The 24,404-nt window shown below is 66.1% G+C and carries 19 protein-coding genes; 5 read left to right on the top strand and 14 right to left on the bottom strand.

The features are described from left to right. Positions 1 to 150: 150 nt before the first annotated feature. Positions 151 to 2,430, bottom strand: a complete 2,280-nt coding sequence (locus tag ACNJYA_RS13810; RefSeq protein WP_260379928.1) for a DUF1522 domain-containing protein — start codon at positions 2,428 to 2,430, stop codon at positions 151 to 153. A gap of 320 nt (positions 2,431 to 2,750) precedes the next feature. Between ACNJYA_RS13810 and flbT the strand changes: the two genes are divergently transcribed. Further along, on the top strand, positions 2,751 to 3,194 hold the full coding sequence (gene flbT / locus ACNJYA_RS13805) for a flagellar biosynthesis repressor FlbT (protein WP_172785241.1): 444 nt from the start codon (positions 2,751 to 2,753) through the stop codon (positions 3,192 to 3,194). Positions 3,195 to 3,268: 74 nt separating this feature from the next. On the opposite strand, the gene ACNJYA_RS13800 is transcribed toward flbT, so the two are convergent. From ACNJYA_RS13800 to ACNJYA_RS13760, 9 genes are all read right to left on the bottom strand, one after another. Then, positions 3,269 to 4,765 carry a pyridoxal phosphate-dependent decarboxylase family protein gene (locus tag ACNJYA_RS13800; RefSeq protein ID WP_439366636.1) on the bottom strand — a complete coding sequence of 499 codons (1,497 nt, stop codon included), beginning with the start codon at positions 4,763 to 4,765 and terminating at the stop codon, positions 3,269 to 3,271. Further along, a complete protein-coding gene (locus tag ACNJYA_RS13795) occupies positions 4,762 to 6,015 on the bottom strand; it encodes an ATP-grasp domain-containing protein (protein ID WP_439366635.1) in 1,254 nt (417 codons plus the stop codon). Before ACNJYA_RS13795 ends, ACNJYA_RS13800 begins: the two co-directional genes overlap by 4 nt. Before the next feature lies 1 nt (position 6,016). Then, a complete protein-coding gene (locus ACNJYA_RS13790; RefSeq protein WP_439366634.1) occupies positions 6,017 to 7,645 on the bottom strand; it encodes a hypothetical protein in 1,629 nt (542 codons plus the stop codon). Between the two features lie 10 nt (positions 7,646 to 7,655). Next, the gene (locus ACNJYA_RS13785) at positions 7,656 to 8,441 is read right to left on the bottom strand and encodes a hypothetical protein (protein ID WP_212260287.1); all 786 of its coding nucleotides are present in this window, start codon (positions 8,439 to 8,441) and stop codon (positions 7,656 to 7,658) included. 72 nt (positions 8,442 to 8,513) lie between these two features. Beyond that, positions 8,514 to 10,397: a flagellar protein gene (locus ACNJYA_RS13780; RefSeq protein ID WP_439403105.1), complete on the bottom strand. Its 1,884-nt coding sequence runs from the start codon at positions 10,395 to 10,397 to the stop codon at positions 8,514 to 8,516. A 21-nt stretch (positions 10,398 to 10,418) separates the two neighbouring features. Further along, complete coding sequence (flgK, locus tag ACNJYA_RS13775) at positions 10,419 to 12,302, bottom strand: flagellar hook-associated protein FlgK (RefSeq protein WP_439366632.1); 1,884 nt, start codon at positions 12,300 to 12,302, stop codon at positions 10,419 to 10,421. A gap of 35 nt (positions 12,303 to 12,337) precedes the next feature. After that, a complete protein-coding gene (locus ACNJYA_RS13770; RefSeq protein ID WP_172785247.1) occupies positions 12,338 to 14,593 on the bottom strand; it encodes a flagellar hook-basal body complex protein in 2,256 nt (751 codons plus the stop codon). 177 nt (positions 14,594 to 14,770) lie between these two features. Continuing rightward, on the bottom strand, positions 14,771 to 15,283 hold the full coding sequence (msrB, locus tag ACNJYA_RS13765) for a peptide-methionine (R)-S-oxide reductase MsrB (RefSeq protein ID WP_172785248.1): 513 nt from the start codon (positions 15,281 to 15,283) through the stop codon (positions 14,771 to 14,773). Positions 15,284 to 15,369: 86 nt separating this feature from the next. Then, positions 15,370 to 16,827, bottom strand: a complete 1,458-nt coding sequence (locus ACNJYA_RS13760) for an FAD-dependent oxidoreductase (protein ID WP_439403104.1) — start codon at positions 16,825 to 16,827, stop codon at positions 15,370 to 15,372. Positions 16,828 to 17,018: 191 nt separating this feature from the next. On the opposite strand from ACNJYA_RS13760, the gene ACNJYA_RS13755 reads away from it, so the two are divergent. Both ACNJYA_RS13755 and ACNJYA_RS13750 read left to right on the top strand, forming a co-directional pair. After that, a complete protein-coding gene (locus tag ACNJYA_RS13755) occupies positions 17,019 to 17,555 on the top strand; it encodes a SixA phosphatase family protein (protein ID WP_439366629.1) in 537 nt (178 codons plus the stop codon). Between the two features lie 57 nt (positions 17,556 to 17,612). Next, positions 17,613 to 18,038: a universal stress protein gene (locus ACNJYA_RS13750; RefSeq protein ID WP_130218328.1), complete on the top strand. Its 426-nt coding sequence runs from the start codon at positions 17,613 to 17,615 to the stop codon at positions 18,036 to 18,038. A gap of 308 nt (positions 18,039 to 18,346) precedes the next feature. Here ACNJYA_RS13750 and ACNJYA_RS13745 read toward each other — a convergent pair whose 3' ends face one another. Beyond that, positions 18,347 to 18,583 (bottom strand): DUF1127 domain-containing protein, encoded by a 237-nt coding sequence (locus ACNJYA_RS13745; RefSeq protein ID WP_260379936.1) that lies wholly within the window; start codon positions 18,581 to 18,583, stop codon positions 18,347 to 18,349. Positions 18,584 to 18,768: 185 nt separating this feature from the next. On the opposite strand from ACNJYA_RS13745, the gene ACNJYA_RS13740 reads away from it, so the two are divergent. Then, positions 18,769 to 20,112, top strand: a complete 1,344-nt coding sequence (locus tag ACNJYA_RS13740; RefSeq protein ID WP_212260275.1) for a PLP-dependent aminotransferase family protein — start codon at positions 18,769 to 18,771, stop codon at positions 20,110 to 20,112. A gap of 3 nt (positions 20,113 to 20,115) precedes the next feature. Here ACNJYA_RS13740 and ACNJYA_RS13735 read toward each other — a convergent pair whose 3' ends face one another. Together ACNJYA_RS13735 and ACNJYA_RS13730 are read right to left on the bottom strand one after the other, a co-directional pair. Next, the gene (locus ACNJYA_RS13735) at positions 20,116 to 20,715 is read right to left on the bottom strand and encodes a YdcF family protein (protein ID WP_212260274.1); all 600 of its coding nucleotides are present in this window, start codon (positions 20,713 to 20,715) and stop codon (positions 20,116 to 20,118) included. Positions 20,716 to 20,777: 62 nt separating this feature from the next. Next, on the bottom strand, positions 20,778 to 21,377 hold the full coding sequence (locus ACNJYA_RS13730; RefSeq protein WP_246572064.1) for a hypothetical protein: 600 nt from the start codon (positions 21,375 to 21,377) through the stop codon (positions 20,778 to 20,780). 47 nt (positions 21,378 to 21,424) lie between these two features. Between ACNJYA_RS13730 and ACNJYA_RS13725 the strand changes: the two genes are divergently transcribed. Then, complete coding sequence (locus ACNJYA_RS13725) at positions 21,425 to 21,859, top strand: hypothetical protein (RefSeq protein WP_172785254.1); 435 nt, start codon at positions 21,425 to 21,427, stop codon at positions 21,857 to 21,859. A gap of 4 nt (positions 21,860 to 21,863) precedes the next feature. On the opposite strand, the gene ACNJYA_RS13720 is transcribed toward ACNJYA_RS13725, so the two are convergent. Continuing rightward, on the bottom strand, positions 21,864 to 24,263 hold the full coding sequence (locus ACNJYA_RS13720; RefSeq protein WP_439366628.1) for a bifunctional diguanylate cyclase/phosphodiesterase: 2,400 nt from the start codon (positions 24,261 to 24,263) through the stop codon (positions 21,864 to 21,866). Between the last annotated feature and the right edge of the window lie 141 nt (positions 24,264 to 24,404).

Here is a 24,404-nt window from a genome sequence, read left to right as displayed (position 1 = left end):
CTTGTCAACCATAACTGAGAGTGAGCGATTGACTGCATCGAATGCACCCTTTCGACCCCGCCGGGCAGCACTTTAGATGCCGGCGCAAAAAGAAAGCGGCGGGGCTCGAAGCCCCGCCGCCGGATCTTGCTTGCGATGTCGTCCGCTTTGTTAGCGGAGCAGCTGCAGCACGCTCTGCTGCGACTGGTTGGCCAGCGACAGCGCGGAGACGGCGATGGACTGGCGGGTCGACAGCGCCTGGCTGTTGGCCGCTTCGGTGTTGGTGTCGGCCAGCGTCAGGTTGGACGAGCCGGTCTGCAGCACGTTGATCAGGCTCTTGTTGAAGTCCTGACGGACCTGCACCACCGAGAGGTTCGAGCCGAGGCTCGAGGCTTCCGAGCGCAGCGTGCTCGACGCGGCGTTCAGGTTGGTCAGCACCTTGTTGGTGGCAGCGTTGTCGATAAAGTCGACACCGCTGGTCAGCGCGGCGAGGCCAAGACCCTTGGAGTTGTAGGTCACGCCGGTGATGCTGAGGTTCGACTTGCCGGTCTCGTCGAACACCAGCTTGAGCTGGTCGCCGTTCAACAGGTTGACGCCGTTGAACGAGGAGTCCTGCGCGGTCGTGTCGATCTGGTTCAGGATGTTGTTGTACTGATTGACCAGGTTCGCACGCGCCGTCTGGGCAACCGTATCCTGGACGGGGGTGGAAGCCGTCGAGAACGTGAGCGACGAGGTCAGCGTGCCGCCGATCGCACCACCTGCGGCGCTCGAACCGATGGTCGAGGACGCGTAGTCGTTGGTGGTCGAGATCGTCAGCAGGCCGTTGGCGTCGATTGTCGCCGTCAGGTTGTTGGCCTGCAGCTTGGTGTTGAGCTGATCGAGCGTCTTGACGGTGCCGTTGGTGCCGTCGCCGAAGGTGACGTTGACCGCCGTGCCGCCGTTGAAGGAGGAGAAGGTCAAGGTCTTGCCGCTGATGCCGCCGATGCCGGAGGTGCGCGCCGCCGTGAAGGCGGTCGCCGTGCCGGTGTTGCCGGCGAGGCCGAGCGCGTTCAGCGCGTTGCCGGTGCCGGTGATCGACAGGTCGGCATTGACGCCGGTCGAGATCTTGAGCAGGCCGGAGGCGTTGATCGACGAGTTGGTCTGGCCGGAGGCGGTCGCGAGCGTCGCGGTGCCGTTGGCATTGACCGTCGCGGTCTGCACGCCAGTAGCGAGGTCGATCGCCTTCAGCACGTCGTTGATCGTGCCGCCCTGCAGATAGACCGTCGAGTTGCCGTTGCCGTCGGTGAGGACGTTACCGCTGGCACCATAACCGGTCGGAACGCTCGGAGCACCGGTCGAGCCCGGGATCGGCGCGTTCTTGAAGGAGATGACGTGGCCGTTGACGTTCAGCGTCGAGCCGTCGGTGATCGTCGCACCGAGCGAGGTTGAGCTCGTGGTCCGGTTGACGCTCACGGTGGCGTTGCCGCCGCCCACCGAGGTGGTCAGGCCGAGCGCCTTGAGCAGGTCGGCCTTGCCGGTGACGCTCAGGTCCGCACCCGTCGAGCTCTTCAGCGTGACGGCGCCCGCACCAACGCTCGAAGCGGTCTGGTTGACGCTGGTCGCGATCGTCGCAGCACCCGAGCTGATGGACACCGTCTTGACGCCGCTGGCCAGATCGACCGCGGTCAAGAGATCGCTCACGGTCGCAGCCGGGGTGCCGGCGGTGCCGAGATAGACCGTGGTGTTGCCATTGCCGTCGGTGACGAGATTGCCGCTGACGCCCGAGCCGGTCGGAACGGCGGTCGAGGCCGGAGCAGAACCGCTGCGGAAGGTGATGGTCTTGCCGTTGACGGTCAGCGTGTCGCCGTCGGCGGGCTGGGCGTTGCTGGCGAGGCCCGTTGCAGTCGTGCCGTTGGTGGCGATCAGGGTGATGGCGCCGGTCAAGGCCGTGGTGCCGTCGCCGGCCGTTCCCGCCGTACCCGTGAACGAGCCGATGGTAGCGCCGAGCGTCGTGGTGCCGGTCGCCGCGGTGGTGCCGCCGGCCGCGCCGCTATACACGACGTTGCTGCTCGCCGTGGCGCTCGCATAGGAGGTCGTGCCGCGCAGGTCGGCCGCCGTCGCACCGGAGATGGTGGCGGACACGTTGGACTTTGTGGAATAGCCGACGGTGGTCTGCAGCGCCTGGTTGGCGATCGACTTCGCGCTGTCGATCAGCTTCTGCAGCGAGGTGATGCCGGTGTTGGCAGCCTGCAGCACCTGCACGCCGTTGGCGATGCCGTCGAGCAGGTTGTTGATGTCGCTGGCGCGGTTGTCGAGCGACTGGGCGGTGAAGAAGTTGGTGGGATTGTCCAGGGCCGAGTTGACGCTCTTGCCGGTCGACAGACGGTTCTGCGTGGTGGCGAGGAGGTCAGCGGTGGACTGGAGGGAGAGCAGGTTCTGACGAACCGATGCGGAGAGGACGATACCGGACATGACTCTGTTACCTTTCTGGTAAACGACGCTACTGTTACACGTCTGCTTGGATCGCGATGGACCCAGCGACGGCGGACCGTGCCGCCGAGACCTCTAACGAAACATGAAATGAAACTCGCGCTTTTGCCCGGTCACGCGTGATTCGGTCCCGGAAGCGGTGCGCATGGCGGCAACCCCGCACCAATCCCGCTATTGAAAGCATTCAGCTTTTTGGCGGGAATAGCTCGAATTTACAGCTCGTTAACTAGTTGCGAGCGAGAATCACGACCTGACAGGCCGCAACGAACGCTCGGTTACGAAAGCGTTGATGGAGAACAGGAATGGCCCTCAAGGTCGAGCTCAAACCGCACGAACGCATCATCGTCGGCAATTCCGTGATCACCAACACGGACCAGCGGGCCCGCCTGCTGATCGATGGCGAGAACGTGCCGATCCTGCGCGAACGCGACATCCTCACGCCGGAGACCGCCGACACGCCCGCCAAGCTCGTCTATCTGGCGGTCCAGCTCATGTACATCTCCCCGGATCCGCAGACCCAGCACGGCACCTATTTCAACCTGGTGCGGGACATCGTCACGGCGGTGCCGAGCTCCTGGCCGATCATCGAAGGCATCAACAACAACATCCTGAACGGCGACCTTTACCGGGCGCTGAAGGAAGCCCGCAAGCTGATCGCCTATGAGGAGAAGCTGCGCAACCAGTTCGAGGCCACGCATCCCAAGGCGGCAGCGGACAAGGACGACGTCAGCACCGCCGCCGCCTGATACGGGCGTTCGCGCCAACGACAACGGCCCCGGATCGCCTCCGGGGCCGTTGTCGTTTTCAGGCGTTCGTCAAGCTATTGCGCTGCGAGCGGCGGCGCATCGACCTCGATCACTCCGCCGCTCCGCTGTCCACCGAACTGCAGCACGGCCGCAACCAGCGCATCGATGTCCGCCTCCTCGGTGCGGTGATTGACGATCGCCGCGCGGATCGCGAGCTTTCCGTCCAGCGTCGTGCTCGATGGCGCGGCGATGCCGGACTCCTGGATGTCGGCAACAATCTCGCGATTGACAGCATCGCCGCTGCGATAGCGGAAGCAGACGATGTTGAGATTGACCCGCGCCAGCAATTCCAGCCGCGGTTCGGCCAGCACACGCGTCTCCAGATACTTTGCGAGCGCACAGCTCCGCGCCACCGCCGCACCCAGCCGGTCGGTGCCGAACGTCTTCAGCGTGAACCACGTCTTCAACGCCCGGAAGCCGCGCGACAGATCGGGACCGAGATCGCAGGGCCAGACCGCGCCCGCCGCAAGCCCCCTCGCCTCGCGGCTCAGATAGGCAGCCGGCTGCGCAAAGGCCTGCCGATGCTGTTCGCCGTCGCGCACCAGCAGGAAGCCTGCGTCGTACGGCACCTGCCCCCATTTGTGGAAGTCGAGTGCGATGGAATCCGCAAGCTCGATGCCGCCGAGCAGCGGCGCAAGCTCCGGCGCCAGGATCGCGAGCGCACCGAAAGCGCCGTCGACGTGAAACCAGATTCCTTCCTCTCGGCACAGCTCCGCGATCGCCCTGAGATCGTCGATCGCACCGATATCGACCGTGCCGGCGGATGCGGCCACCAGGAACGGCTTGAAGCCGACCTCGCGATCGACGGCGATCTGTGCGCGCAATGCCGCAACGTCGATGCGATGATCGGCATCGACGGCGATCTTGCGCAGTGCATCCGTGCCGAGCCCGGCGATGTCCGTCGCCCTCGCTATGCAGCCATGCGCTGCCTGCGACGTATAGGCCGTGAGCAGCGCACCGTCATTGCCGATGCCGTGCTGCCGCGCCAGCGTGCCGAGCGCGGTGGTGCGCGCCACCAGCACGGCCATCAGATTGGCCATCGACGTGCCCGTGACGAAGATGCCGCTCGCGCTCTCGGGAAAGAGGAACAGGCAACGCATCCACTCCACGATCTGGCGCTCGACCTCGATCGGCATGTGGTCGCGTCCGCCGAGATTGGCATTGAGGCCGGCGGCGAGCATCTCCGCGAGCATGCCGACCGCGGTACCGCCGCCATGCACCCAGCCCATGAAGCCGGGATGGACGTTGCCGGTCGCATAGGGCGCGACATGCTCGGAGAATTCGCGATAGACCTCGGCAAGATCGCTCGCCTCGCGCGGCACGTCCGCTCTGAATGCCGCGCGGACGTCATCGGGAATCGGCCGCCAGACGGGGCGCGCACGAACGTTGGCGATGCCGTCGATCGTCTCGTCCAGCATGCGGTGGGCCAGCGTGCGAAACTCGCTCCAGTCCTGCGGATCGAGCGAGGTATTCGCGACGGAGCCTTGCGCGTTGCGGATGATCTCGTTCATGCTGCGCTCTCCGTGCCAGCCTTCGCATGCCGCGACAGCATCGCCGCGAACGCGGCAAAGATCTTGCGCATCTGCGGCGGCTTGTAGGGAAACACGACCGGCGAATCCATGTTGTGCACGACGGCGGTGTTGTCGGCCTCGAACACCAAGAGCTCGCCGTTCGCGTTCTCGGCGCAATCGACGATGAAATAATCGAGGCCGACGCGCCGGCTCATCTCCTCGAGCGCGTTGCTGTGGCGCGCGCCGAAGGCATGGTCGAAGTCGCGCATGAAGACGGCTTCCTCGGCCCGCTTTTCTTCGCTGAAGGCCATGTAGGCGTTGAGATACCAGATGTCCCAACGATCGGCGATCGCCATGTGGCAGGCGTAGGGCTTGCCGTCGACCATGGCGAGGCGATATTTGCGGTAGAGCCCGTCGGGGCTCACATAATCGACGAAGCGTGCGACGAAGAAATCCTGCTCCTTCCGTTCGGCGAGATAGGCCACGAGCGCCGCCGCATCGTCGAGCTTCGCGAGCCCGACGCCGGCATGCGAGCCGCGCGGCCGCGCGATCATCGGAAAGTGCAACTCGCCTGCGATGTCGGCGCATGCGATCCGCCCCTGCGCAAGGTCCGACAATTGCGTCCGCGTTGCGTGAATCGTCGCGGGAATGTCGAGGCCGGGCACGTCCGTCAGCAGCCGATAAAGCTTGTCGCGATCGAGATTGCCGATGCGATCGGGGCGATTGAGCAGCGGCCGCGGCCAGTGCGGTGCGGCCCCTTCGATCAGCGCGAGCGCCTCGCGGCATTCCTCGGAATCGGACGCGACCACGATGGCCGCGTCGTGCTCCGGCAAGGTCTCGGGCAAACCGACGCCCTTGATCACATAGAGAGTCAACAGCTCGATGTCGGAGCCTTCGAGCAGGAAATCGATCGGCGTGTTGCCGCCCATGTCGATATCGGCCGCAAGCGCGAGCAGGCGCAGGCCCGGCTTCGCGGCGGCGCTAGGCGTTCGGAACAATTGATGGAAGGCCAGCACCTCGGACTGGATCGCAAGCCCGCGATCCTTGTCGCCCAGGAGCTGGGTGATCAACGACAGGTCCAGTCCCTCGCCCGCCAGCGCAGTCCCTGCTGCGATGCGCGCGACGAGCTGGTCGCGCAACGGATGCAGATCGACGCCTTCGAAGGCCCGGCGCGTCAGTTGCGCAAAGCCGATGCGGTCGGCATAGTTCGCCGCGGTCAGGCCGATCGGCGCTGAAACCGGATGCTGCATCTCACACCTCGAACGCGGACTTTACCGGCACGGAAGCGGCTGCGCCACCGGCGAGCAGCAGCTCGATCTTCACCAGGACGTGGGCGATCTGGTCGAGGAGGTGCTGCACGTTGCGTTGCGTCTCCGCCCTGTCCGGCGACCAGGCCTCGATCACGAGCCGCGCGCCGACGCAGAGGCGCAGCACCGCCTGCGGCGTCTCGTCCTGCCGCTCCAGTCGCACCGGCTGGCCGATCAGGCAGCGCTGTGCGGCGACCTGACGGTCCTCCGCGCTGCCGCTGATCTCTGCGCTGACGTCACGCGCCAGCGCGCGGTGAACGCCCGTGGTCTCGGCAATAGAAACCGGCTTGCCGTCGCGCAGCAGCGTGAACGGAAAGATGGTGGGTTGCACGAATTCCTCATCGTCGATGCCGGCCACGTCGGTCGCGGCTGGAACAGAGCGCAACGACGGCGACAATGCGATCATGCTGTCGATGCCGGCAGCGAGCTCGGCGAGCATCCCGGCGCGGAAAGCGCCGGGCACAGCGTAGTAGCTGCCGATCTCGGCCAGCGCCGCCTCCCAGCGCAGCCATTGACCGAAATTCGGGCGGCGCTCGAAGCGCGAACGCAGCGCCATCCAGGCCATCGGCCAATCGCAGCGGCCAGCGTAATCGAAGATTCCAGGCGCGATCCCCTCGATGCGGTCGAGCGACCGCGACAGGCCCTTCGGCACCAGCAACGCACCGCTGAAGGCAGGTCCGCCGAAGAATTTGGAGCCGGTGATCAGCACCATATAGCCGCGGTCGAGATAAGAGCGCAGCCGCCGGCGGCCGAGCCTGGCCTGGCAGGCGTCGACGACGATCTGGACCTTGCGCGGCCAGCGCCGCGCGATCTCGTCGAGGCAGGCCGCGCTCGGTGCACGCCATCCGAGCTTCGAGGAATCCATGATCTGGAGCAGCACGGGCGCGCCTTGCGCGATGGTGGCCTCGACCGCATGCAGCACCGCCTCATCGGCGTCCGTGCGCATCGCGATCCCGGCCCCCGGCGCGCGCAACGGCAGCGAGATGCTGGCGCCGGCCAGCCCCGCCACCGCGGCGTCCTTGCGAACCGCAAAGCCGCTCGCCGTCAGGCCGCTGAAATGATGTCCACGCGCGGTATGGGTCGTGCCGCTCCCGGTCTGGTCGGCGCCGACCACGATCGTCACCGGCCGCGCGCCGAGCATGGTGCGCGCCAGGAACAGGGCGTGAAGCTGGGAGTCCGTGCCGGACGGCGAGAACACCACATCGACGCGCGGCGAGAGCTGGAGATGGCCGCGCAGCTCGTCGCGCAGGTCCTCGCAGCGTGCATCGAAAGCGACCTCGACCTCGTCGAACAGGCACTTGTGCATCAGCTCCTCGCGCGCCAGCGCGGCGCGGTCATAGGCCGCCTGCGAGATCGTCGAGGCAGTCGAGGAGGCGAAATTCCAGACCTCCGGCTCCGGTGAAGCCGCGCAGCCATAGGCGTTGGCTCGATCGCTGGGATCGAGCGCCAGGCGCGGATCTCCGCCGGACACGAGCAGCGTGTCGAGGGGCGTGAAGAGATCGCGCAGGCGATAGCGCGAACCGCCAGCGGCGGCGCGTTGCATCTCCGACCGAGCGGATGCGCCGCCGCTCATCCCGAAGGGCTCACGCCGCGGCATCGGCCGCCGCCGCAGGCGCGGCTGTGAATTGCGAGGCGATGTCGCCGTGGAACACCGACGGCCCGACGTGGTCGAGCGGGCTCTGAATGTCGGCCCAGATCTCGCCGCCGATGTCGGTCCAGCGCTTGCAGAAGGCGAAGTCCTCGGACAGATACGTGCCGGTCGCCGGATCGATCATGCATTCGAACAGCGCGAACCGGTTCTGGCTCGCCGCCAGCGCATCATGCGAATGCTCTCGGAAGAACCGAAGGTTCGCGTAGTCCGGGTGGCGGCACATCGCTTCCAGGACATGACGCCGGATCATCAGGAAGCCGGTGCCGGCATAGCGCACGCGGGTGAATCCGTTGACCACCACGATGCGGTCGGGGTCCTCGATCTCGAGCACGTAGTCGAGCGAGGCCGCCGGCACGTCGGCCCGACCCGACTGGATCGCACGCGCGGCCTTGTCCCAGTTGACCCGCTTGATCGGATAGCAGCCGGCGACGACATCCGCGCCGCATTCGATCAGCCGGAACACCTGCTCCGGCTTGAAGCCGATATCGGCATCGATGAACAGGAAATGCGTCGCCTTGGGATCATCCAGGAACATCGCGACCAGGTTGGCCCGCGCCCGCGTGATCAGCGCGTCGCCGTCGCGCAGGAGAACCTTGAGCTCGAGATTGGACATGCCGTGCACGGCCCGCTGCAAAGCGAAGATCGAGCTCGCATAGATGCTCGATACCTGCCCGCCGAAGCAAGGCGTCGCGACCACCAGCTGCATCTTGTCCGACATCGACCGCTCAGCCCCCGCTGCAATCCTCACCAAGAGGTAAACAGGCCTGGTTAACGGCGTGTTAACGCCTCCTTACAGGAACTTGACGAGCGAGAGCTGCGCCAGGTTCGAGGTCACCTGGTAGGACGCCTGCAGGGCGTTCTGCAGCGCCAGGATCTCGCTCGCGACCTGGTCGGGGGAAGCCGATTCCGCCTGGTCGATGATGGTCTGGAGCTGCGCCTTGGCCTGGGTCTGGCGCGTGCTCGCGTCCTTCATCGTGTTCTGGGCCATCGCGATGTCGGTCTGGATGTCCTCGATGCGCTGCTGTCCGGGCTGCTGGGTCAGCGCCTGGGTCACCCGCAGACTCAGCGCCGAGACCTGCCCGCCCGAATATTGTCCCGTCGGCGAGGTCGAGAAGGTGCCGAACACCGCGATTGCCTGCAATTGGCGGCGGATCGCATCCTCATTCGCCTGGGCGCCATATTGCACCGTCACGGCATCGTCGACCCGCGCCATCGCGGTCGAGCGCGGCGAGCCGGGCCCGTCATTGCCCAAATACCATTTCACCGTATTGGCCGAGCCGTTCACCAGCGTGGTCGCCGAGCTCGCCGGCGAGGAGCCGACACGCAGCGGCGGCTGCGTGGCGGTCACCGGCGTCGCGGCGAACCCGAGCGCGCTCAGCGCGCCGGTGTTCGACGTCGTGATGTTGAGGCTCGCCGCATCGTCGGTATTGATCGTGATCGAGCCGCCGTGGACCGTCGAGGGCTTTGATGTTCCGGTGACCGCGTCGATCTTGGTCAGCAGGGCCTGGATGCTGTCGGTGACGTTGAGCTGGTTGCCGGTCGCGCCCGAGGCCACGAAGGTCAGCGTGGTGCCGTTGACGGTGATGGTATCGCCCGCGACGAAGCCCGGCGAAATCGAGTCCGAGGGGCTCGCGCCCGATAACGCCGTCGCGCCGGTGACCGGGGCCGCCGGCGCCGCCTGGTTGTTGACGGGGGTCCCGATCGCAGAGCTCGCAGTGTTGAAGAAGTTGTCGCCCGCGACGACCGCCGATGCCGCCACCAGCGAAGTGTTGGCGAGTTTCTGAATCGCGGTGTTCAGCGCCGTGTTGAGGTTCGCGGCGGTGTTGTTCGGGTTGACGGGCGTGCTCGCATCGATCGCGAAGCTGCCGAGCGGCGTCGGCGTCGCCGAGGACGCCGTCAGGTCGATCTGCTCGGTCGTGCCGTCCGGCAGGGTGAACTGAATGCTGAGCTTGTCGCCGTTGTTCGGATTGACGCCATTGAGATCGACCGAGAACGACACCGGCGAGCCGCTCGGGCCGGTGACGGTCGCGCCAGTCAGCGTCGAGGACACCGCCTTGATCTTGAGGCCGAACGGCGATCCGGCGACGTCTTCCGACACCTGCACCGAGCTTGCCGTCGGCTGCGTCTGCACCAGGCGGCCCATGCCGCTGGCCCCTAAGTCCGCGGCCTGGCGCTCGGCCATGACGGTCTTGAAGCCGGCCTGTGTCGTGGTGCCGTTGATGATGTCGCCGGCATTGGCCACCGACTGGGTGTTGACGGCTGTTCCGGAGAACAGATAGCGGTTGCCGGTCTGCGTGTTGAGGACGCCGACCATCGAGCCGAACTGGGCCGCCGCGGTGTTCTGCGCAATCGTCTGGCCGTTGACGTTGAGATCCTGCGCGGTGTTGGCCGAACCCGTCTGCACCGTGCTGCGGATCTTGGTCAGCGATTGCAGCGCGGTGTTGGCGAGGTTGATGCTGACGTTGACGTTGGTGATCGTGTCGGTATAGGCGGCGATGTTGGAGAGCTGCGCGCGTCCCGCGATGGCAAAGCCCTCGTTGGTGCCCATGCCGGAATAGTTCTGCGACAGCTTGCCGGTCGAAAGCTGCGTCGACAAATCGGTGAGCTGCTGATTGATGTTGCGGATCTGCGCGCCGAGAACCGACGAGGAGTAGTTGATGCTGCTGATCGACATGTTTCAGAGCCCTGTTACTGCTTACAATTGAGCCTGGATCAACGTGTTCATCATGCTCTGCACCACCGACATGACGTGGGCGTTGGCGGCGTAGGCGTTCTGCAGCTGGATCAGGTTCGACATCTCCGCGTCCAGATTGACCTTGGAGGTCGAGTCGAACTTGGCCTGAAGCGTCGAGACCACCACGCTCTGGCCCTGCTGGAGCTGGGTCGCCTGGGTCGCGGCGTTGGCCTGCACGCTTAGGAACTGCTGGAGGAAGTTCGAGACGCTGCCGGTGAAGGGCTGGGTCGCCGAGCCGAGGCCGCTCTGCGGCGAATAGGAGAACACCGTACTGGTGAGCTGCGAATAGAGATAGTCCGAACGCGTGGTGTCGCCCGCGGGCGTCACCGGCGAGGTGTTGTAGACCGACATCCTGGTCGGGTCGGCGACCAGCTGCGTGTTGACGGCGATGCGGCCGGCAAGGCCGGTCATCTGCGAGCCCGATGCCGTGATCGCGCCGGTGTAGAGCGCCTGCCCGCCGTCGGTGAACAGCGGCAGCTGCGGATTGCCCGAGGTCAGCGACGAGATCGTCTTGGTGGTCGAGGCCGAGTTGACCTTGGCAAGGCCGGTGTTGTCGTCGGTCACCCGCAACGTCGTCGCGGTCGCCGGTGACGGGGCTGCGGAGAACGACAGATGCGTGCCTGACAGCGCAGTGTTCAGCGCGGACGCGATCGCATTCATGCCGCCGGCGAAGTTGACGCCGATCCGCATCGGGTTGGCGTTCGTCGCGTTCTGGAGCGGCAGCGCCGCCGGGTCGGTCACGTTGACCAGCGTGATCTGGCGCTGCGTGTTGGTGGCCGTGTCGGTGTAGGTGATGTTGACGGTGTTGCCCGGCAGCGCGCCGGCAAGCTCCAGGTCGAAACCGGCCGGCGGGCCGGAGACGGTGCTGCCGGCCGTGGTCTTGTCGGACAATGCGCTCGCCATCGTGGCGGCGAGCTGGTCGATCTGGTTCTGCGCCTGCACCAGCGTCTCGTCGCGCAGCTTCAGATCGGCCGCAATCTGCCCCGACGAAACCACGTTGTTGGCGACAACGTCCACTTGCGAGCCGTTCGGCAGCTTGATGTTGAGCGCGCCGACGCCGGACTTGGTGGGGTCGATGTTGTAGAGCGAGGTCGCCGACAGCGCGCCGGCCGAGGCAAAGGAGAACTCCGAGGCGAGCCCCGCGCCGACCAGCTGAATGCCGGTCGTGGTATAGATGTTGGTCTGGTTCGAGCCGTCGGTGGTGACGCGGACGTCGACATATTTCGACAGCGTGTTGATGGCCTGGTCACGCTGGTCCATCAGCGTGGCGGCCGAGGGATCATTGGGCGACAGGCCCTGGAGCTTGGTGTTGATGTCGGCGATCTGCTGCATCGCCGCGTTGGCGGCCCGTGCCGAGTTGCCGAGGTCCTGCTCGACGTTGGAGCGCAGCGACTGGATGCCCTTGGTGGTGACGTTGAGCTGCGTCGCAAGCGCCTGCGCCGCACCGAGCGCGACGGTTTGCGCCGACGACGCCCCCGAGCTGGTCGACAGCGCCTGCAGCGCCGTGGTGAATTTGTTCAGCGCGGCTTCGAGCGTGCCGCTGTTGCCGGGCGTGCCATAGACATTCTGAAGCTGCTTCAGGATGTTGGCCATCTGGTCGGCGTAACCGCTGCCGCCGGTCTCGGTGCGCAGCTGGTTCAGCACATAGGCGTCGAGCTCGCGGCTGACGCCGGTCGTCATCGCCGTCGAGCCGAAATCGCCGGTGGTGACCTCGATCTGGTTCGGCGTCTGGACGACGTAACCCGGCGTCTGCGCATTGGCGACGTTCGAGGAGACGATCGAGAGCGCGGCCTGGTTGGCGCGCAGACCGCTCATCGCACTGGCGAGGGCTGAACTCAAACCCATATCACTGGCCCGCCTTTGGTTACGTCACGCGCCGATCAGCGCAACACGTTGAGGAGATCCTGCACCATCGAATTCGCGGTCGTGATCACCTTGGTGTTGGCCGAATAGGCCTGCTGGGTCACGATCAGCTTGGTGAATTCGTCGGCGATGTCGGTGTTGGAGCCCTCCAGCGACGAGCCGCTGATGGTGCCCGAGGCGCCGTCGATGGCGTCTCCCGACTGTTCGGTCGCGGCATAAGCGCCGCCGTCCATCGCCTTGAGGTAGTTGGTGCCGTTGAAATGCGACAGCTGCACCTGGGCGAGGTTGAGGTTCTGGCCGTTGGAGAAGGTCCCGACCACGACGCCATTGTTGTTGACGGCGACCGAGCGCAGCTGACCGGCGGAATAGCCGTTCTGGGTGATGGTGTTGATGGTCACCGCGCCGCTGGTGCTGGCATATTGCGTCAGCCCGCCCGAGGAGATGTTGAAGGCGACCGAGCCGAGCGACTGGCCGCTGACCGTGACGTTGTTGATCGTAATGCCCGAGCCGCTCGGCGAGGTCAGCGAGCCGTCGGCGGCGAAGGTGAAGGTCTGGCCGGTGTTGACCCAGCCGACCGTGGTGCCGGTGGCGTTCGGGTCGGTCTGGTAGAACAGGTTCCAGCTATCCGAATGGCCCGCGCCCAGCGAGGCACTGTCGGTCTTGGCCCAGCGCAATTGCAGGTTCACCGGCGTGCCGGCGGCGTTGTAGGCCGTCACGGCGCCGCCGCTGATCGATTCCTTGGTGAAGGTGCCGATGTCGTTACCGATCACGCCGCCGGTGCCGGCGGTGCCGCCACCGTCGCGGTTCTTGGTGATGGTCGAGGTGAAGCCGAGCGCGGAGAAGGCAGCACTGTTGGAGCTGGACACCGAAAGGTTGGAGACGGTGCCGGTGTTCAGCGTGATCACGCCGCCGCTGCTGACCGACGACCCCGAAGCGCCGGAGAGCGCGTCGATCTTGCCGAGCAAGGTCGTGACGTTGTCGGTGGTGAGTATCTGAGTGGCGCTGGGCACCGTCGGCGGCGATACGAAGGTCAGTGTCTGGCCATTGACGGTGATGGTGTCGCCGGCGGAGAAGCCGGATGTGAGCACCTGGGCGCCGCCGGCCGTCGCGCTGCCGCTCAGCACCGTCGCACCTGAGATCGCCGGCGAGGACAGCACGTTGCCGCCACGCGTCACGCTGCTGATGCCGAGCGCGGTGGCGGCCGTGCCGCTGCCGACTGCGACGTCGGTGCCGGTGCCGGTCGCGATCTGGATGTTGCCGCTGGCATTGAGCGAGGCGGTGACGCCGGCGCCGCCGGCGGTCTGGATCGCGTTCAGGATGTCCGCCACCGTGGCCGTCGTGCCCGCGCCGAGACCGATCGTGGTGTTGTTGCCGACCGTCGAGACGGTCGTGCCGCCGTTGAAGGTGACGGTGTTGCCATTGACGGTCAGCACCTGCCCGCTCAGCGCGGTGAGGATGCTGGAAGCAAGATGGGTGCCGACCGTGTTGTCGAGCGAGGTGGTGGTGGAAGCCACGGCGGACGAATTGTTCTGGAGCGCCACCGTGCCCGTTGCCGTCGTCGACGTGTAGGCCGAGCGGATGTTGCCGGTTGCAGCCGCGCCTGACACCGTTGCGTTGGTATAGGGCGCCGGCGGCGTGCCGACCGGCAGCGGGTTGGCTGCGAAATCGGACGGGTTCAAGCCACCGGCCGCCAGCAGCGTGCCGGTCGCGGCGGTGGTTTTCGCCACCGTGTTCGGCTGGGTCGGCAGGTTGGCCGCGTACTGGATCGAGGTGGTCGCCTGCGCCGGAATGAAGTTGTTCTGGAATTGCAGGACGTTCGCCACGCTGCCGGTCGGGTTGCCGGTCTTCGGGTCGACCGTGACGCCCATCAGGTAATAGCCGGCGCCGTTGACCAGGTTGCCATTGGCATTGAGCTGGAAGTCGCCACGCCGCGTGTAGTAGGTGACGCCGGTGAAGACAGGCACATTGTCGACCACGCCGCTCGCCTTCTGGATCGAGAAGAAGCCGTCGCCGGTGATCGCCATGTTGGTGGCGACGCTGGAGGACGAGATCGTGCCCTGCGTGGTGATGGTGGCCTTGGCGTTGGCCGTCACGCCGCCTGCGACCTGCTTGCTTGGGACCGAGGAGTCCGGAATGAGGTCGACGAAGCTGGTGCCGATGCCCTTGTAACCGGTGGTGGATGAGTTCGCGATGTTGCCGGAAATGTTCTGCAGCGCGAAGGACTGCGCCTGCAGGCCACCCACCGAGGTGTTCATTGCATCGAAGATACCCATAACTTTGTCTCCAAATCCGATCTCGGCGGCCGGTCGACCATGGCCGCAATCGGAAAGAGACGTCGCAAGGCCTATGCCAATGCTGGTATCTTCAGGAAATCAATGACTTAATGAAAAGGCCCCGGCCCGATGACCGGGGCACATTTGCCGGGACCGGCAACAATTGCCGGGACTCCCTTACGTCGCCGACGCCGCGGCCGGGTGGAAGACCAGCCCGAAACCATCGATGCAATAGCGCAATCCGGTCGGCTTCGGGCCGTCGTCGAAGACATGGCCGAGATGGCCGCCGCAGCGCCGGCAATGCACCTCGGTACGGACCATGCCGTAGGTACGGTCCTCGGTCTTGCCGACATTGCCCTCGATCGGCGCATAGAAGCTCGGCCAGCCCGTGCCGCTCTCGAACTTGGTCTCGGACGCAAACAGCGGCAGGTCGCAGCCGGCGCAGGCGAAGATGCCCTTGCGGTGCTCCTTCAAGAGCGGGCTGGAGCCGGGCCGCTCGGTGCCGTGGTTGCGCAGGATCTCATATTGCTGCGGCGTGAGCTGGGCCCGCCATTCGGCCTCCGTCTTCGTGATCTCGAACTTTTGCGCGGCCTTCTCGCCGGCCTCGGCAGGTGTTCCTCTCAGCCAGCGGAAGGCCGTAAGGCCGAACAGGCCGGCGACAGTCGTGAGCAGGATGCGGCGGTCAAGCATGTCATTCTCCGTGCGCGGGAAGTCCACGCCCTGAGATACGGGCTTCTGAGGCCGACGTTACACGTTGGGGCGGAATTTCGCTCAACTTATTGCGAGACGCGGTCGTCCTGCACGACCGGTTCCGCGGCCCCGACCGCAGCTTTCGGCGATGGCGCCGGCCGCGGCCGCACGCCGGGCGGCGCACGGCGCGGGCCGGTGCCGGCCGCGCGGTTGGCTTCGGCGAGGCGGGCCTCGCGTTCCCTGTCCTTGACCCTGGCGCGCTCGCGATAGCGGGCGAGCGCACCTGCGGCGGCGGAGCTCGCCCTGCCCCAGATCCCGACCAGCTGGCCCGCGACGCGCCCCGTGGCACCGCCCGCCCAGACCAGCTCGAACGGCGAGAACAACTTCCAGCGCTCATCGCCCCACAAGATGCTCCGCGCGATCATCTGTCCGGCCATGGCCGAGGTGTTCATCCCCTGGCGGCCGAACCCGCTCGCCACCCACAGGCCTTTACGCAGCTGGCCGATCTGCGGCATGCCGTGCACGGTCTGGCCGGTGGCGCCGCCGAACATGTCGGTGATCTCGACATTGCCGAGCTCGGGAAAGATCGTCCGGATCCGCCGCCTGACGGCGCCGGCGAAGCGCTGCGGACGCGCGGCCCAGGTGGTCTCCGGGCTCTCCCACATCAGCCGGTCGCCGTCGACGATCCGGAAATGGTCGACACCGTCGGAATCCATCACCGATCCCTTGAAGGCGATGATCTCGTGCAGGCGCTCGCCGAGCGGCGCGGTGATGCCGGCATAGCGCCAGACCGGCAGCAGCGTCTCCGACAGGCGCTTCAACGGCGCGCCGAGATGAATGTTGCCTGCGAGCACGATGTGGCTCGCGCGCAGCCGTGCCGACGGCGTGACGATGCGCTTGCGGATGCCGGAATGATCGATGCTGACGACCGGCGTGTCCTCGAAGATGCGGGCGCCTGCCCGCCGCGCCATCGCCGCAAGGCCGTGCACATATTTCCGGCCGTCGACCTGGAACGCTTTCGGATAATACACGCCGTGGAAGTAACGGTCGGTCTTGAGCGCACCGCGCACGCGATCGACCTGCCAGCCCTCGACCTCGGTGTCGAAATCCTCGTTCAGCATCTGCAACCGGCTGATCAGCCGGTCGCCGGCATCGACGTTGGAGACCTCCAGCACGCCGTCGCTGACGCCGATCCCCGGCATGTTCTCTTCGCTGGCGTTGGCCCGGACGAACTCGGCGCCCTGCTTCGACAGCGTCCACAATTCGCGGGCGTCCTCGAAGCCGATGCGCTCGATCAGGTCCGCGAGCGGCAGCGCAAAGCCCGGCATCACGGTGCCGAGCTGGTTGCCGGAGGCATTCCAGCCGACATGCCGGCCCTCGAGCACCGCGACGCTGGCCCCGAGCCGGGCCGCTTCCAGCGCGATGGAAAGCCCGGCAAGCCCCGCCCCGATCACACAAATGTCGGCATCGAGATCGAACGACAGCCGCACGCGGTCGCGAAAGCCGGCTTCTTCCTGGGACACGCTTGTGAAAGTCTCGCTCATAGCGTTTCTTAGAGCATGATCCGGAAAAGTGTGCAGCGGTTTTCCGGTAAGATCATGCTCAAAATAACAACCTGAAGCGCGGTGATGATTCGTTCTAATCTCAGCGCGCTTCATACCAACCGGGCGCCTGTCACCTTGTCCTCAACCGGCGCCTGTAGATTATCCTGGACGTGGAACGATTCGAGAATGCCATGCGCCGTTTGATGCTGCTGCGTCACGCCAAGACCGAGACGGACGCACCGAGCGGCCGTGACCAGGACCGCCGGCTCGACGACCGCGGCCACAAGGATGCCGCGCAGATGGGCGACTGGATCGCCGCCCATCCGCCCTTCCCTGATACTGTATTGGTGTCCCATGCCGTGCGGGCCCGGCAGACCTGGGACATCGCCTGGGAGGCAATGAAGGACCGCGTCCGGGCGCCGCAGGTCGAGGTCCTGCCGGAACTCTACGGCGCCGATCCCGCGCAGATCCTGGAAACGATTCGCACGGCAACCGCCCCGGCCGATTCGATGCGGTTGCTGCTGATCGGCCACAATCCCGGCATGCACGAGGTCGCCCTGATGCTGATCGGCGGCGGTGATCCTGATGGCGCCAAGGCACTCGGCCACAACCTGCCCACGGCGGGGCTTGCGATCTTCGACTTTGACGTCAAGGATTGGGATGACGTGGCCTACCGCCGCGGCAAGCTGGTGCTGTTCGTCAGCCCCAAGCTGCTTCGATCGGGCTAGAGACGCGCGGGCGCCGTCTCGACCGGTTGATCCAGCCTGGTTCACAGGGAGGCGCAGATGTTCAAGTCCATCCTCGTGCCCATCGACCTCGCCGACACCGATCTCGCCAAGCCGGCGATCGCGACCGCGGCGACGTTGTCGCAGACCTGGAGCGGCACCGTGCGCCTGCTCAACGTGCTGCCGATGACGCCGGTGATGCTGGCCGAATACGTTCCGGCCGATTTCGACGAGCAGCAGCGCCAGACCTCGGAGGAGGCCCTCGCCATCGTCGCCCGCGAATCCGGCATCGAGCCTTCCCGCATTTCCAGCGTGGTGCGCCAGGGCGGCATCTATCACGAGATCCTGGAGGAAGCCGTGCACATGAAGGCCGATTTGATCGTGATGACCTCGCACCGGCCGGCGATGCGCACCTATTTCCTCGGCTCCAACGCCGGACATGTGGTGCGTTATGCCAAGTGCTCGGTACTGGTGGTGAGGCACTGAGGGGCAGCACACTCCGTCATTGCGAGCGCAGCGAAGCAATCCAGACTGCCTCTGCGGAAAGATTCTGGATTGCTTCGCTGCGCTCGCGATGACGCCGTTGGGGCAGCTGTGTACGAAGGCACCGCTCTCGTGCCCCGGACGCAGCGCAGCGTCTCCCTGGCGATGCGAAGCATCGTCCGGTGCGACGATGCGCTGCAGAGCCGGGGCCCATGCATCAGCGAGTGCGGTCGCTCGGTCCCGGCTCTGCGCAGCAGCGTTTCACGCTGCAGCGCGTCCGGGACACGCGAGGAACGCGCAGTCGAAGGAGATCACAGATACCGCGACAGCTCGGCCTTGAACTGCCCGTACACGGCATCCTCGATTTGGCTGCGCGTGATGCCGATGTCGCGCAGGGCGCGGTCGTCGAGCTCGTTCAGCGTCTTGACGGCGGAGCGGCGCTCGAGGCGGTCGAACAGCGCGGTGACGCGCAGGGCGAGGGCACTGAAAAATCCGCTGGATGAGGTTGGGCGTAAAGTCCGCCCGGCAGTTTGCGAGATCGTGGTCATTCTTCTTCTCCGGCCTTTCGTCCCGCGCGGCGAAGCAGGTGCCGTTGGCGCGGGCGCTTGTGGCGCCTGCACCTCATTTGCCGTCGGATTGCTCTCGCTCCCCTCGGCTCAATCGCGGAACTTGATGGAACTTAAATGCTCCAGTACACTCCTCGGAGCAAGCAAAACATTGCTCTCGGTGCAATATGTCCAAGTTCGAGTACGTGAAGCTCGCCGATGCCATTGCGGCCGATATCACTAACGGCACGTTAAGGCCCGGCGACCGGCTGCCGCCGCAGCGCAATTTTGCCTATGACCGCGGCATCGCGGTCTCGACCGCGAGCCGCGTTTATACGGAATTGCTCCGCCGCGGCCTCGTGGTCGGCGAGGTCGGGCGCGGCACGTTCATCTCCGGCGACGTCAGGCGTGAAGTCGAGACCATGAGCGAGCCGGCCGACGCGCGCATCAATCTCGAGGTCAATTATCCGCTGTTGCCGCAGCAATGGGCCATGATCGCCAAGAGCCTCGCCGGGCTCGAGCGCATCGATGCGCTGGAATCCGCGCTGCGGGTTTCGACCAGCACCGGCACCAAGAGCGCGCGCATGGCTGCTGCCGCCTATCTCGCGCGCAAGGATTTTGCGCCCCAGCCCGAGCAGATCTTCTTCACCGCCAACGGCAAGCAATCGCTCGCGGCCGCGCTTGCCGCGCTCGTGCCCACTGGCGGCCGCTGCGGCGTCGAGGCGCTGACCTATCCCTACGTCAAGAGCATCGCCGCGCGGCTCGGGGTGACGCTGGTCCCGATCCCCATGGACGAATTCGGCGCGCGGCCGGACGCCATCCAGAAGGCCCATCGCGAGGCGCATTTGTCGGCGCTGTATCTGCAGCCCATCATTCAGAATCCGCTCGGCGTCACCATGAATGCGACGCGGCGCGCCGACATCATGCGCATCGCCGAGAAGCTCGATCTCACCATCATCGAGGACATCGTCTACGGCTTCCTCGCCGACGACACGCCGCTGGCGGCGCTCGGCCCCGACCGCTGCATCGTGCTCGACAGCCTGTCCAAGAAGGTCGCGCCGGGGCTCGCGCTCGGCATCCTCGTCGCACCGCCACATCTGCGCGAGAGTGTGATGAGCGCGGTGCGCACCGGCGGCTGGATCGCCTCCGGCCATGCGCTCGCGGCCGGGCAGCGGCTGATGGCCGACGGCACCGTCGCCGAGCTGACCCGGCTGAAGCGCATCGATGCCGCGCGCCGCCAGCAGACCGCCGCAAGGCTGCTCTCCGGCTACCAGCTCGCCGCCGATCCGCGCTCCTATCATCTCTGGCTGACGCTGCCGCCGCACTGGCGCTCGCAGACATTCGTCGCCGCAGCAGCAAGGCGCGGCATCGCGCTGACGCCGTCCTCGACCTTCGCGATCGCACACGGTCATGCGCCGAATGCGGTGCGGCTCGCGCTGGCCCCGCCCTCGCCCGAGCAGCTCGATTCCGGCCTGCGCACCATCGTCTCGCTGCTCGGCACCAAGGAGGATGATTTCGATTCGACGGAGTAAAGCTCAGATCTGCGGCCAGTCCGCGATGAAGCCCCTCGCCTTGTAAGGTTCGATCTTGTCCCATTCGTGCAGCATGCGGCGGCGAAATTCGACGTCGGTATGCCAGAGTGCACGCGGTGTCGCGAAACTATCGACGGTGAGCAGCATCTTCTCGACCGCCGGCCAATGTCGATGCAGCGTCATCGGATAACGCCGCGCGGTCCAGGTGTTGCCGAGGCAGATCACACTGCGGATGTTCTGCAGTCCGATTGCCGCATCGATGATCGGAAGCGAGAAGATGACGTTCTCGCCCGTGTTCATCGCGCGATCCTCCTCCAGGATAACGTCCGCCGGAATGCCCGCCGCAACCATTGCGGCCTTGATGATGCTGCACTCCGATTGCTCCGAGCCAAGCGTCACCCCGCCGCTGACAATCGACCAGCGGAACAGGCCCTCGCGCCACAGCCTTGCGGCGGTGTCGACACGCAAGCCAACGTCCTCGCGGGTACCGAACACGAACAGCAGGTCGGCTGGCCGAAGCGGCGTGTCGATCAGATGCGTGCGGTTGATTCTGGCGATCTCGTCTGCCGTCGGCAGACGGGTACTGCGGTCCATGACTGACATGTCCACAAGATGCGACGCTCGCGGCGGCACGCGAAGTCACGTTTGATTGCGACCGATTGCACCTAAGGCAGCAGCGCCCTCGGCACGCGATCGAAGCTGTAGCTGTGCGGCCGGTTGCGCCGCACGAAGCCGCCGACCTGCCAGGCGAACAGCGCGGCGAAGCCGAGGATGAACAGCACGCCGGCGAATTCGCCGATCAGAAGCGCGCGGATCAGGAGTCCCGCCATCGCCACAGCGAGCACGGCCAGGAACGCGAGCACGGCCGCATAGGTCTTGCGGCCGAGCCCCGCGGTCAATTCGGCGCGGCTGCCCGCCTTCGCCATCCGCGCATGCAGCTCGATCAGGAAATCACGAAAGCCGTTGTCCTGCGGCGCCATCAGCGCCGCGGTCTGCCAGCTCGTCGACAGGATCGCGACGCGGCCGCCACCAGCGCGGCTGATATCGGCGCGGAAGCGATGCTGCTGCATCGACACCGGGCGGAACGACAGCCGGATCGCCGAGATCTCGTCATAGCGCCACAGGCCGGAGCGGCCGGCGATGTGCCAGGACAGCCCCTGCTCGGTCAGCTCGAAGCGATGCGCCGAGCCGATCAGCGAGGCCTTGTAGGCGTAGCTCGTGGCCGAACCAGCTTCAGCTCCGGGCATGTCGATCAATGATCCCATCGGCGATCGGCTTGCGCGATCGCCCCCCGCCATCCTACAAGCGAGGCATGGCTGAGACGACCTTTTTTCCGCGCCGCCTGATTCTCGGCGCCGCAATGATCTCCGGTGTGTTGCTCGCGCTCGCGGTGCACATGCTGGGCGCGCGCTACGGTCTCGACCTCGGCGGCCTCTGGCGCTCCGATACGCACGAGTTCATTCCGGCGGGCGCGGCGATCGCCTGGTGGCTGATCGCCACCGTCGGCTTCTCCGGCGGCTACTTCACCGCGAGCCTGATGCAGAGCGCCGTCTCCGGACAGATCCCGCAGCGGATGCGGCAATTCCTGATCGCGGTCGGCGTGCTCCTGCTTGCGGGAGCGGGTCAGGCGGCGTCGGCGCCGAGTCCGATCCCGACCGTCTCGGGCGTGCTCGCCGGGCTTGCCGCCCTGTGTCTCGGCGCCGTGATGGCGTTCTGCGGCGCGCACTTCGCGCTGCGCCGAAGCTGACCTCTCAAGCCGAGGCGCGCAGCCGCGGCCGTTCCAGCATGATCGCGACATCCGAGGCAGGCCGCGGCTTGCTGAACAGATAACCTTGCGCCTGGGTGCAGCCCTCGCGCCGGAGCAGCTCGAGCTGCGCGTCGTTCTCGACGCCCTCCGCCGTGGTGACGATACCGAGGCTGCGGCCGAGGCCGGTCACGGCGCGAATGATCGCCATGGAATCCTCGCGCGTCGCCAGCTCCGACACGAAGGAACGGTCGATCTTGATCTTGTCGAACGGGAAGCTGCGCAGATAGCTCAGCGACGAATAGCCGGTGCCGAAATCGTCCAGCGAGATCCGCACGCCCATGGCGCGCAGCTCGTGCAGCGTGGTCAGCGTCGCTTCGCTGTTCTGGAGCAGAACGGATTCGGTGATCTCGAGCTCGAGGCGGCGCGCACCGAGTCCCGATACGGCCAACGCCTCGGTCACCGCTGCGATCAGGTTCGGGCTCCTGAACTGCACCGGCGACAGATTGACGGCGACGTCGACATCGTCGGGCCAGGTGACCGCATCGGCGCAGGCGGAGCGCAGCACGAATTCGCCGAGCTGAACGATGAGCCCGGTCTCCTCGGCGAGCGGGATGAAGCTGATGGGCGCGATCAGCCCGCGCTGCGGATGGTTCCAGCGCAGCAGCGCCTCGAAGGCGACGACGCGGCCGCTGGCGACCTCACGGATCGGCTGATAATAGACCTGAAACTCGTCGCGTTGCAGCGCCGCGCGCAGATCCATTTCCAGAAGACGCCGCGCCTGCGCACGCGCATCCATGCCGGTCTCGAAGAAGCGATAGGTGCCGCGGCCATCCGCCTTGGCGCGATAGAGTGCAAGGTCCGCGTTCTTCAACAGTTCGTCCGGATTGCTGCCGTCCTGCGGCGACAGCGAGATGCCGATCGAGACGCCGATCACGATCTGATGGTCGTCGATCTGGTAAGGCGCCGAGATCACCTCGACGAGACGTCCGGCAAGCGATCGCGCGGCGATCTCCTCGGAGCGTCCGATCTGGACCACCGCGAACTCGTCGCCGCCGAGCCTCGCCACGGTGTCCTGTTCGCCGACGGTGGACTTGAGCCTGCGGCCGACCTCCTTGAGCAGCGCATCGCCGATGGGATGGCCGAGCGAGTCGTTGATGTCCTTGAAGTGATCGAGATCGAGACAAAGCACCGCGAGCTGGTCGCCCGACTTGGTCTGACGCAGTCCCTGCTCGAGCTGTTCGTGGAACAGCACCCGGTTCGGCAGGCTGGTCAGCGCGTCATGGCGCGCCATGTGCGAGATCTTGGCCTGTGCCTCCAGCCATTCGGTGATGTCCTCGAAGGTCGCGACCCAGCCGCCGCCCTGCATCGGCTGGTTGACGACCCGGATGGAGCGGCCGAACCGGTTGACGACGTCGGTCGTGGTGCGGCCCTCGCGCGCGTCGGCGACGAGGCGGGCGAAGAATTCATCGGCGTCGCCCTGCCACTGGCCTTTGGCCTGCTCTTCCCTGAGCACCTCGACCAGCAAGCGGCCGGTCAGCGGCACGTCGGTACGACGGAGCATCGCGGCATAGCGCTCGTTGAACAGGATGATCTTGCCGTCGGCGTCGAACATGCACAGCCCCTGCGACATGTTCTCCAGCGCGCTGTCCAGCACGATCTGCTGACGGCCCAGTTCGCCCTTGGCGCGGCGGTCGAGCAGCGCGGCCACGAGCGCTATCGCGATGATCGCGACGGCGGCGCTGGCAGTGAGGAACGACAGCGAGGCCGGCGGGATCGAGAGCCCGCTGATTGCGAGCGTCGGGTCCGGCGTCAGCAGCACCGCGCCCATCGCGGTGAAATGATGGGCGACGATCGCGAGCGTCAACAGAGCAGTCGCGCTCAACGCATGCCGAATGTCGTCACCTCGCGCAGCCACGAACAGCGCCAGCGCTGCGAAGACGACGCCGAACAGCACCGAGGCGGCAACCGTGCTCCCGATCCAATCCACCCGTGCCGGCATCTCCAGCGCAGCCATGCCGGTGTAATGCATCGCCGCGACACCCAGGCCGACAATGGCGCCGCCGACGACGATCCACACCTGGCGCGAGGACCCCACCGCGATGCTCAGGCCCACGAAGGTCAGGGAGATCGCAAACATCAGCGAGAGAATTGTCACCGGGATGTTGTAGGCGCCGGCGCTCCCCGGGCCGTAGGCGAGCATCGCGATGAAATGCGTCGCCCAGATGCCGCATCCGCTGACGGCCGCATCCAGGGCGATCCAGGCCAGACGCCCGGCTCCGTGCGTCGCGCGTGCGCGCTGAAACAGGCTGATCGCCGCGGCGCTGGCGAGCAGGCACACTGCGCCCCCAAGGGCGACCAGTCGCCAGTCATGTTCGTCGGTGAGACAGTAGAGAACTTGATACATTGCCAGCCCCTATCGACCCGCACTTGAGCCGACAGTGGTGGACGATCGGTAACCGGCTACAAACCTGCTCCGGAAGTGGTGAATGGAAGATGAGCGAGTTCGGTCACATTGTTGATCCTCGCGACGGCGCACCGAAGCAGC

The organism is Bradyrhizobium sp. BLXBL-01, from assembly GCF_051853025.1.
In the GTDB taxonomy this organism is placed as follows: domain Bacteria; phylum Pseudomonadota; class Alphaproteobacteria; order Rhizobiales; family Xanthobacteraceae; genus Bradyrhizobium.
This window is presented reverse-complemented; position numbering and strand designations above follow the sequence as displayed.

What these genes read in the sequence shown, in the direction of transcription:
- ACNJYA_RS13730 (WP_246572064.1), bottom strand. Translation starts at nt 21,377, where the DNA reads ATGGGATCATTGATCGACATGCCCGGAGCTGAAGCTGGTTCGGCCACG.
- ACNJYA_RS13735 (WP_212260274.1), bottom strand. Translation starts at nt 20,715, where the DNA reads ATGTCAGTCATGGACCGCAGTACCCGTCTGCCGACGGCAGACGAGATC.
- ACNJYA_RS13785 (WP_212260287.1), bottom strand. Translation starts at nt 8,441, where the DNA reads ATGTCGGACAAGATGCAGCTGGTGGTCGCGACGCCTTGCTTCGGCGGG.
- ACNJYA_RS13795 (WP_439366635.1), bottom strand. Translation starts at nt 6,015, where the DNA reads ATGCAGCATCCGGTTTCAGCGCCGATCGGCCTGACCGCGGCGAACTAT.
- ACNJYA_RS13750 (WP_130218328.1), top strand. Translation starts at nt 17,613, where the DNA reads ATGTTCAAGTCCATCCTCGTGCCCATCGACCTCGCCGACACCGATCTC.
- ACNJYA_RS13760 (WP_439403104.1), bottom strand. Translation starts at nt 16,827, where the DNA reads ATGAGCGAGACTTTCACAAGCGTGTCCCAGGAAGAAGCCGGCTTTCGC.
- ACNJYA_RS13800 (WP_439366636.1), bottom strand. Translation starts at nt 4,765, where the DNA reads ATGAACGAGATCATCCGCAACGCGCAAGGCTCCGTCGCGAATACCTCG.
- ACNJYA_RS13810 (WP_260379928.1), bottom strand. Translation starts at nt 2,430, where the DNA reads ATGTCCGGTATCGTCCTCTCCGCATCGGTTCGTCAGAACCTGCTCTCC.
- msrB (WP_172785248.1), bottom strand. Translation starts at nt 15,283, where the DNA reads ATGCTTGACCGCCGCATCCTGCTCACGACTGTCGCCGGCCTGTTCGGC.
- ACNJYA_RS13740 (WP_212260275.1), top strand. Translation starts at nt 18,769, where the DNA reads ATGTCCAAGTTCGAGTACGTGAAGCTCGCCGATGCCATTGCGGCCGAT.
- flbT (WP_172785241.1), top strand. Translation starts at nt 2,751, where the DNA reads ATGGCCCTCAAGGTCGAGCTCAAACCGCACGAACGCATCATCGTCGGC.
- ACNJYA_RS13790 (WP_439366634.1), bottom strand. Translation starts at nt 7,645, where the DNA reads ATGAGCGGCGGCGCATCCGCTCGGTCGGAGATGCAACGCGCCGCCGCT.
- ACNJYA_RS13745 (WP_260379936.1), bottom strand. Translation starts at nt 18,583, where the DNA reads ATGACCACGATCTCGCAAACTGCCGGGCGGACTTTACGCCCAACCTCA.
- ACNJYA_RS13725 (WP_172785254.1), top strand. Translation starts at nt 21,425, where the DNA reads ATGGCTGAGACGACCTTTTTTCCGCGCCGCCTGATTCTCGGCGCCGCA.
- ACNJYA_RS13720 (WP_439366628.1), bottom strand. Translation starts at nt 24,263, where the DNA reads ATGTATCAAGTTCTCTACTGTCTCACCGACGAACATGACTGGCGACTG.
- flgK (WP_439366632.1), bottom strand. Translation starts at nt 12,302, where the DNA reads ATGGGTTTGAGTTCAGCCCTCGCCAGTGCGATGAGCGGTCTGCGCGCC.
- ACNJYA_RS13780 (WP_439403105.1), bottom strand. Translation starts at nt 10,397, where the DNA reads ATGTCGATCAGCAGCATCAACTACTCCTCGTCGGTTCTCGGCGCGCAG.
- ACNJYA_RS13770 (WP_172785247.1), bottom strand. Translation starts at nt 14,593, where the DNA reads ATGGGTATCTTCGATGCAATGAACACCTCGGTGGGTGGCCTGCAGGCG.
- ACNJYA_RS13755 (WP_439366629.1), top strand. Translation starts at nt 17,019, where the DNA reads ATGCGCCGTTTGATGCTGCTGCGTCACGCCAAGACCGAGACGGACGCA.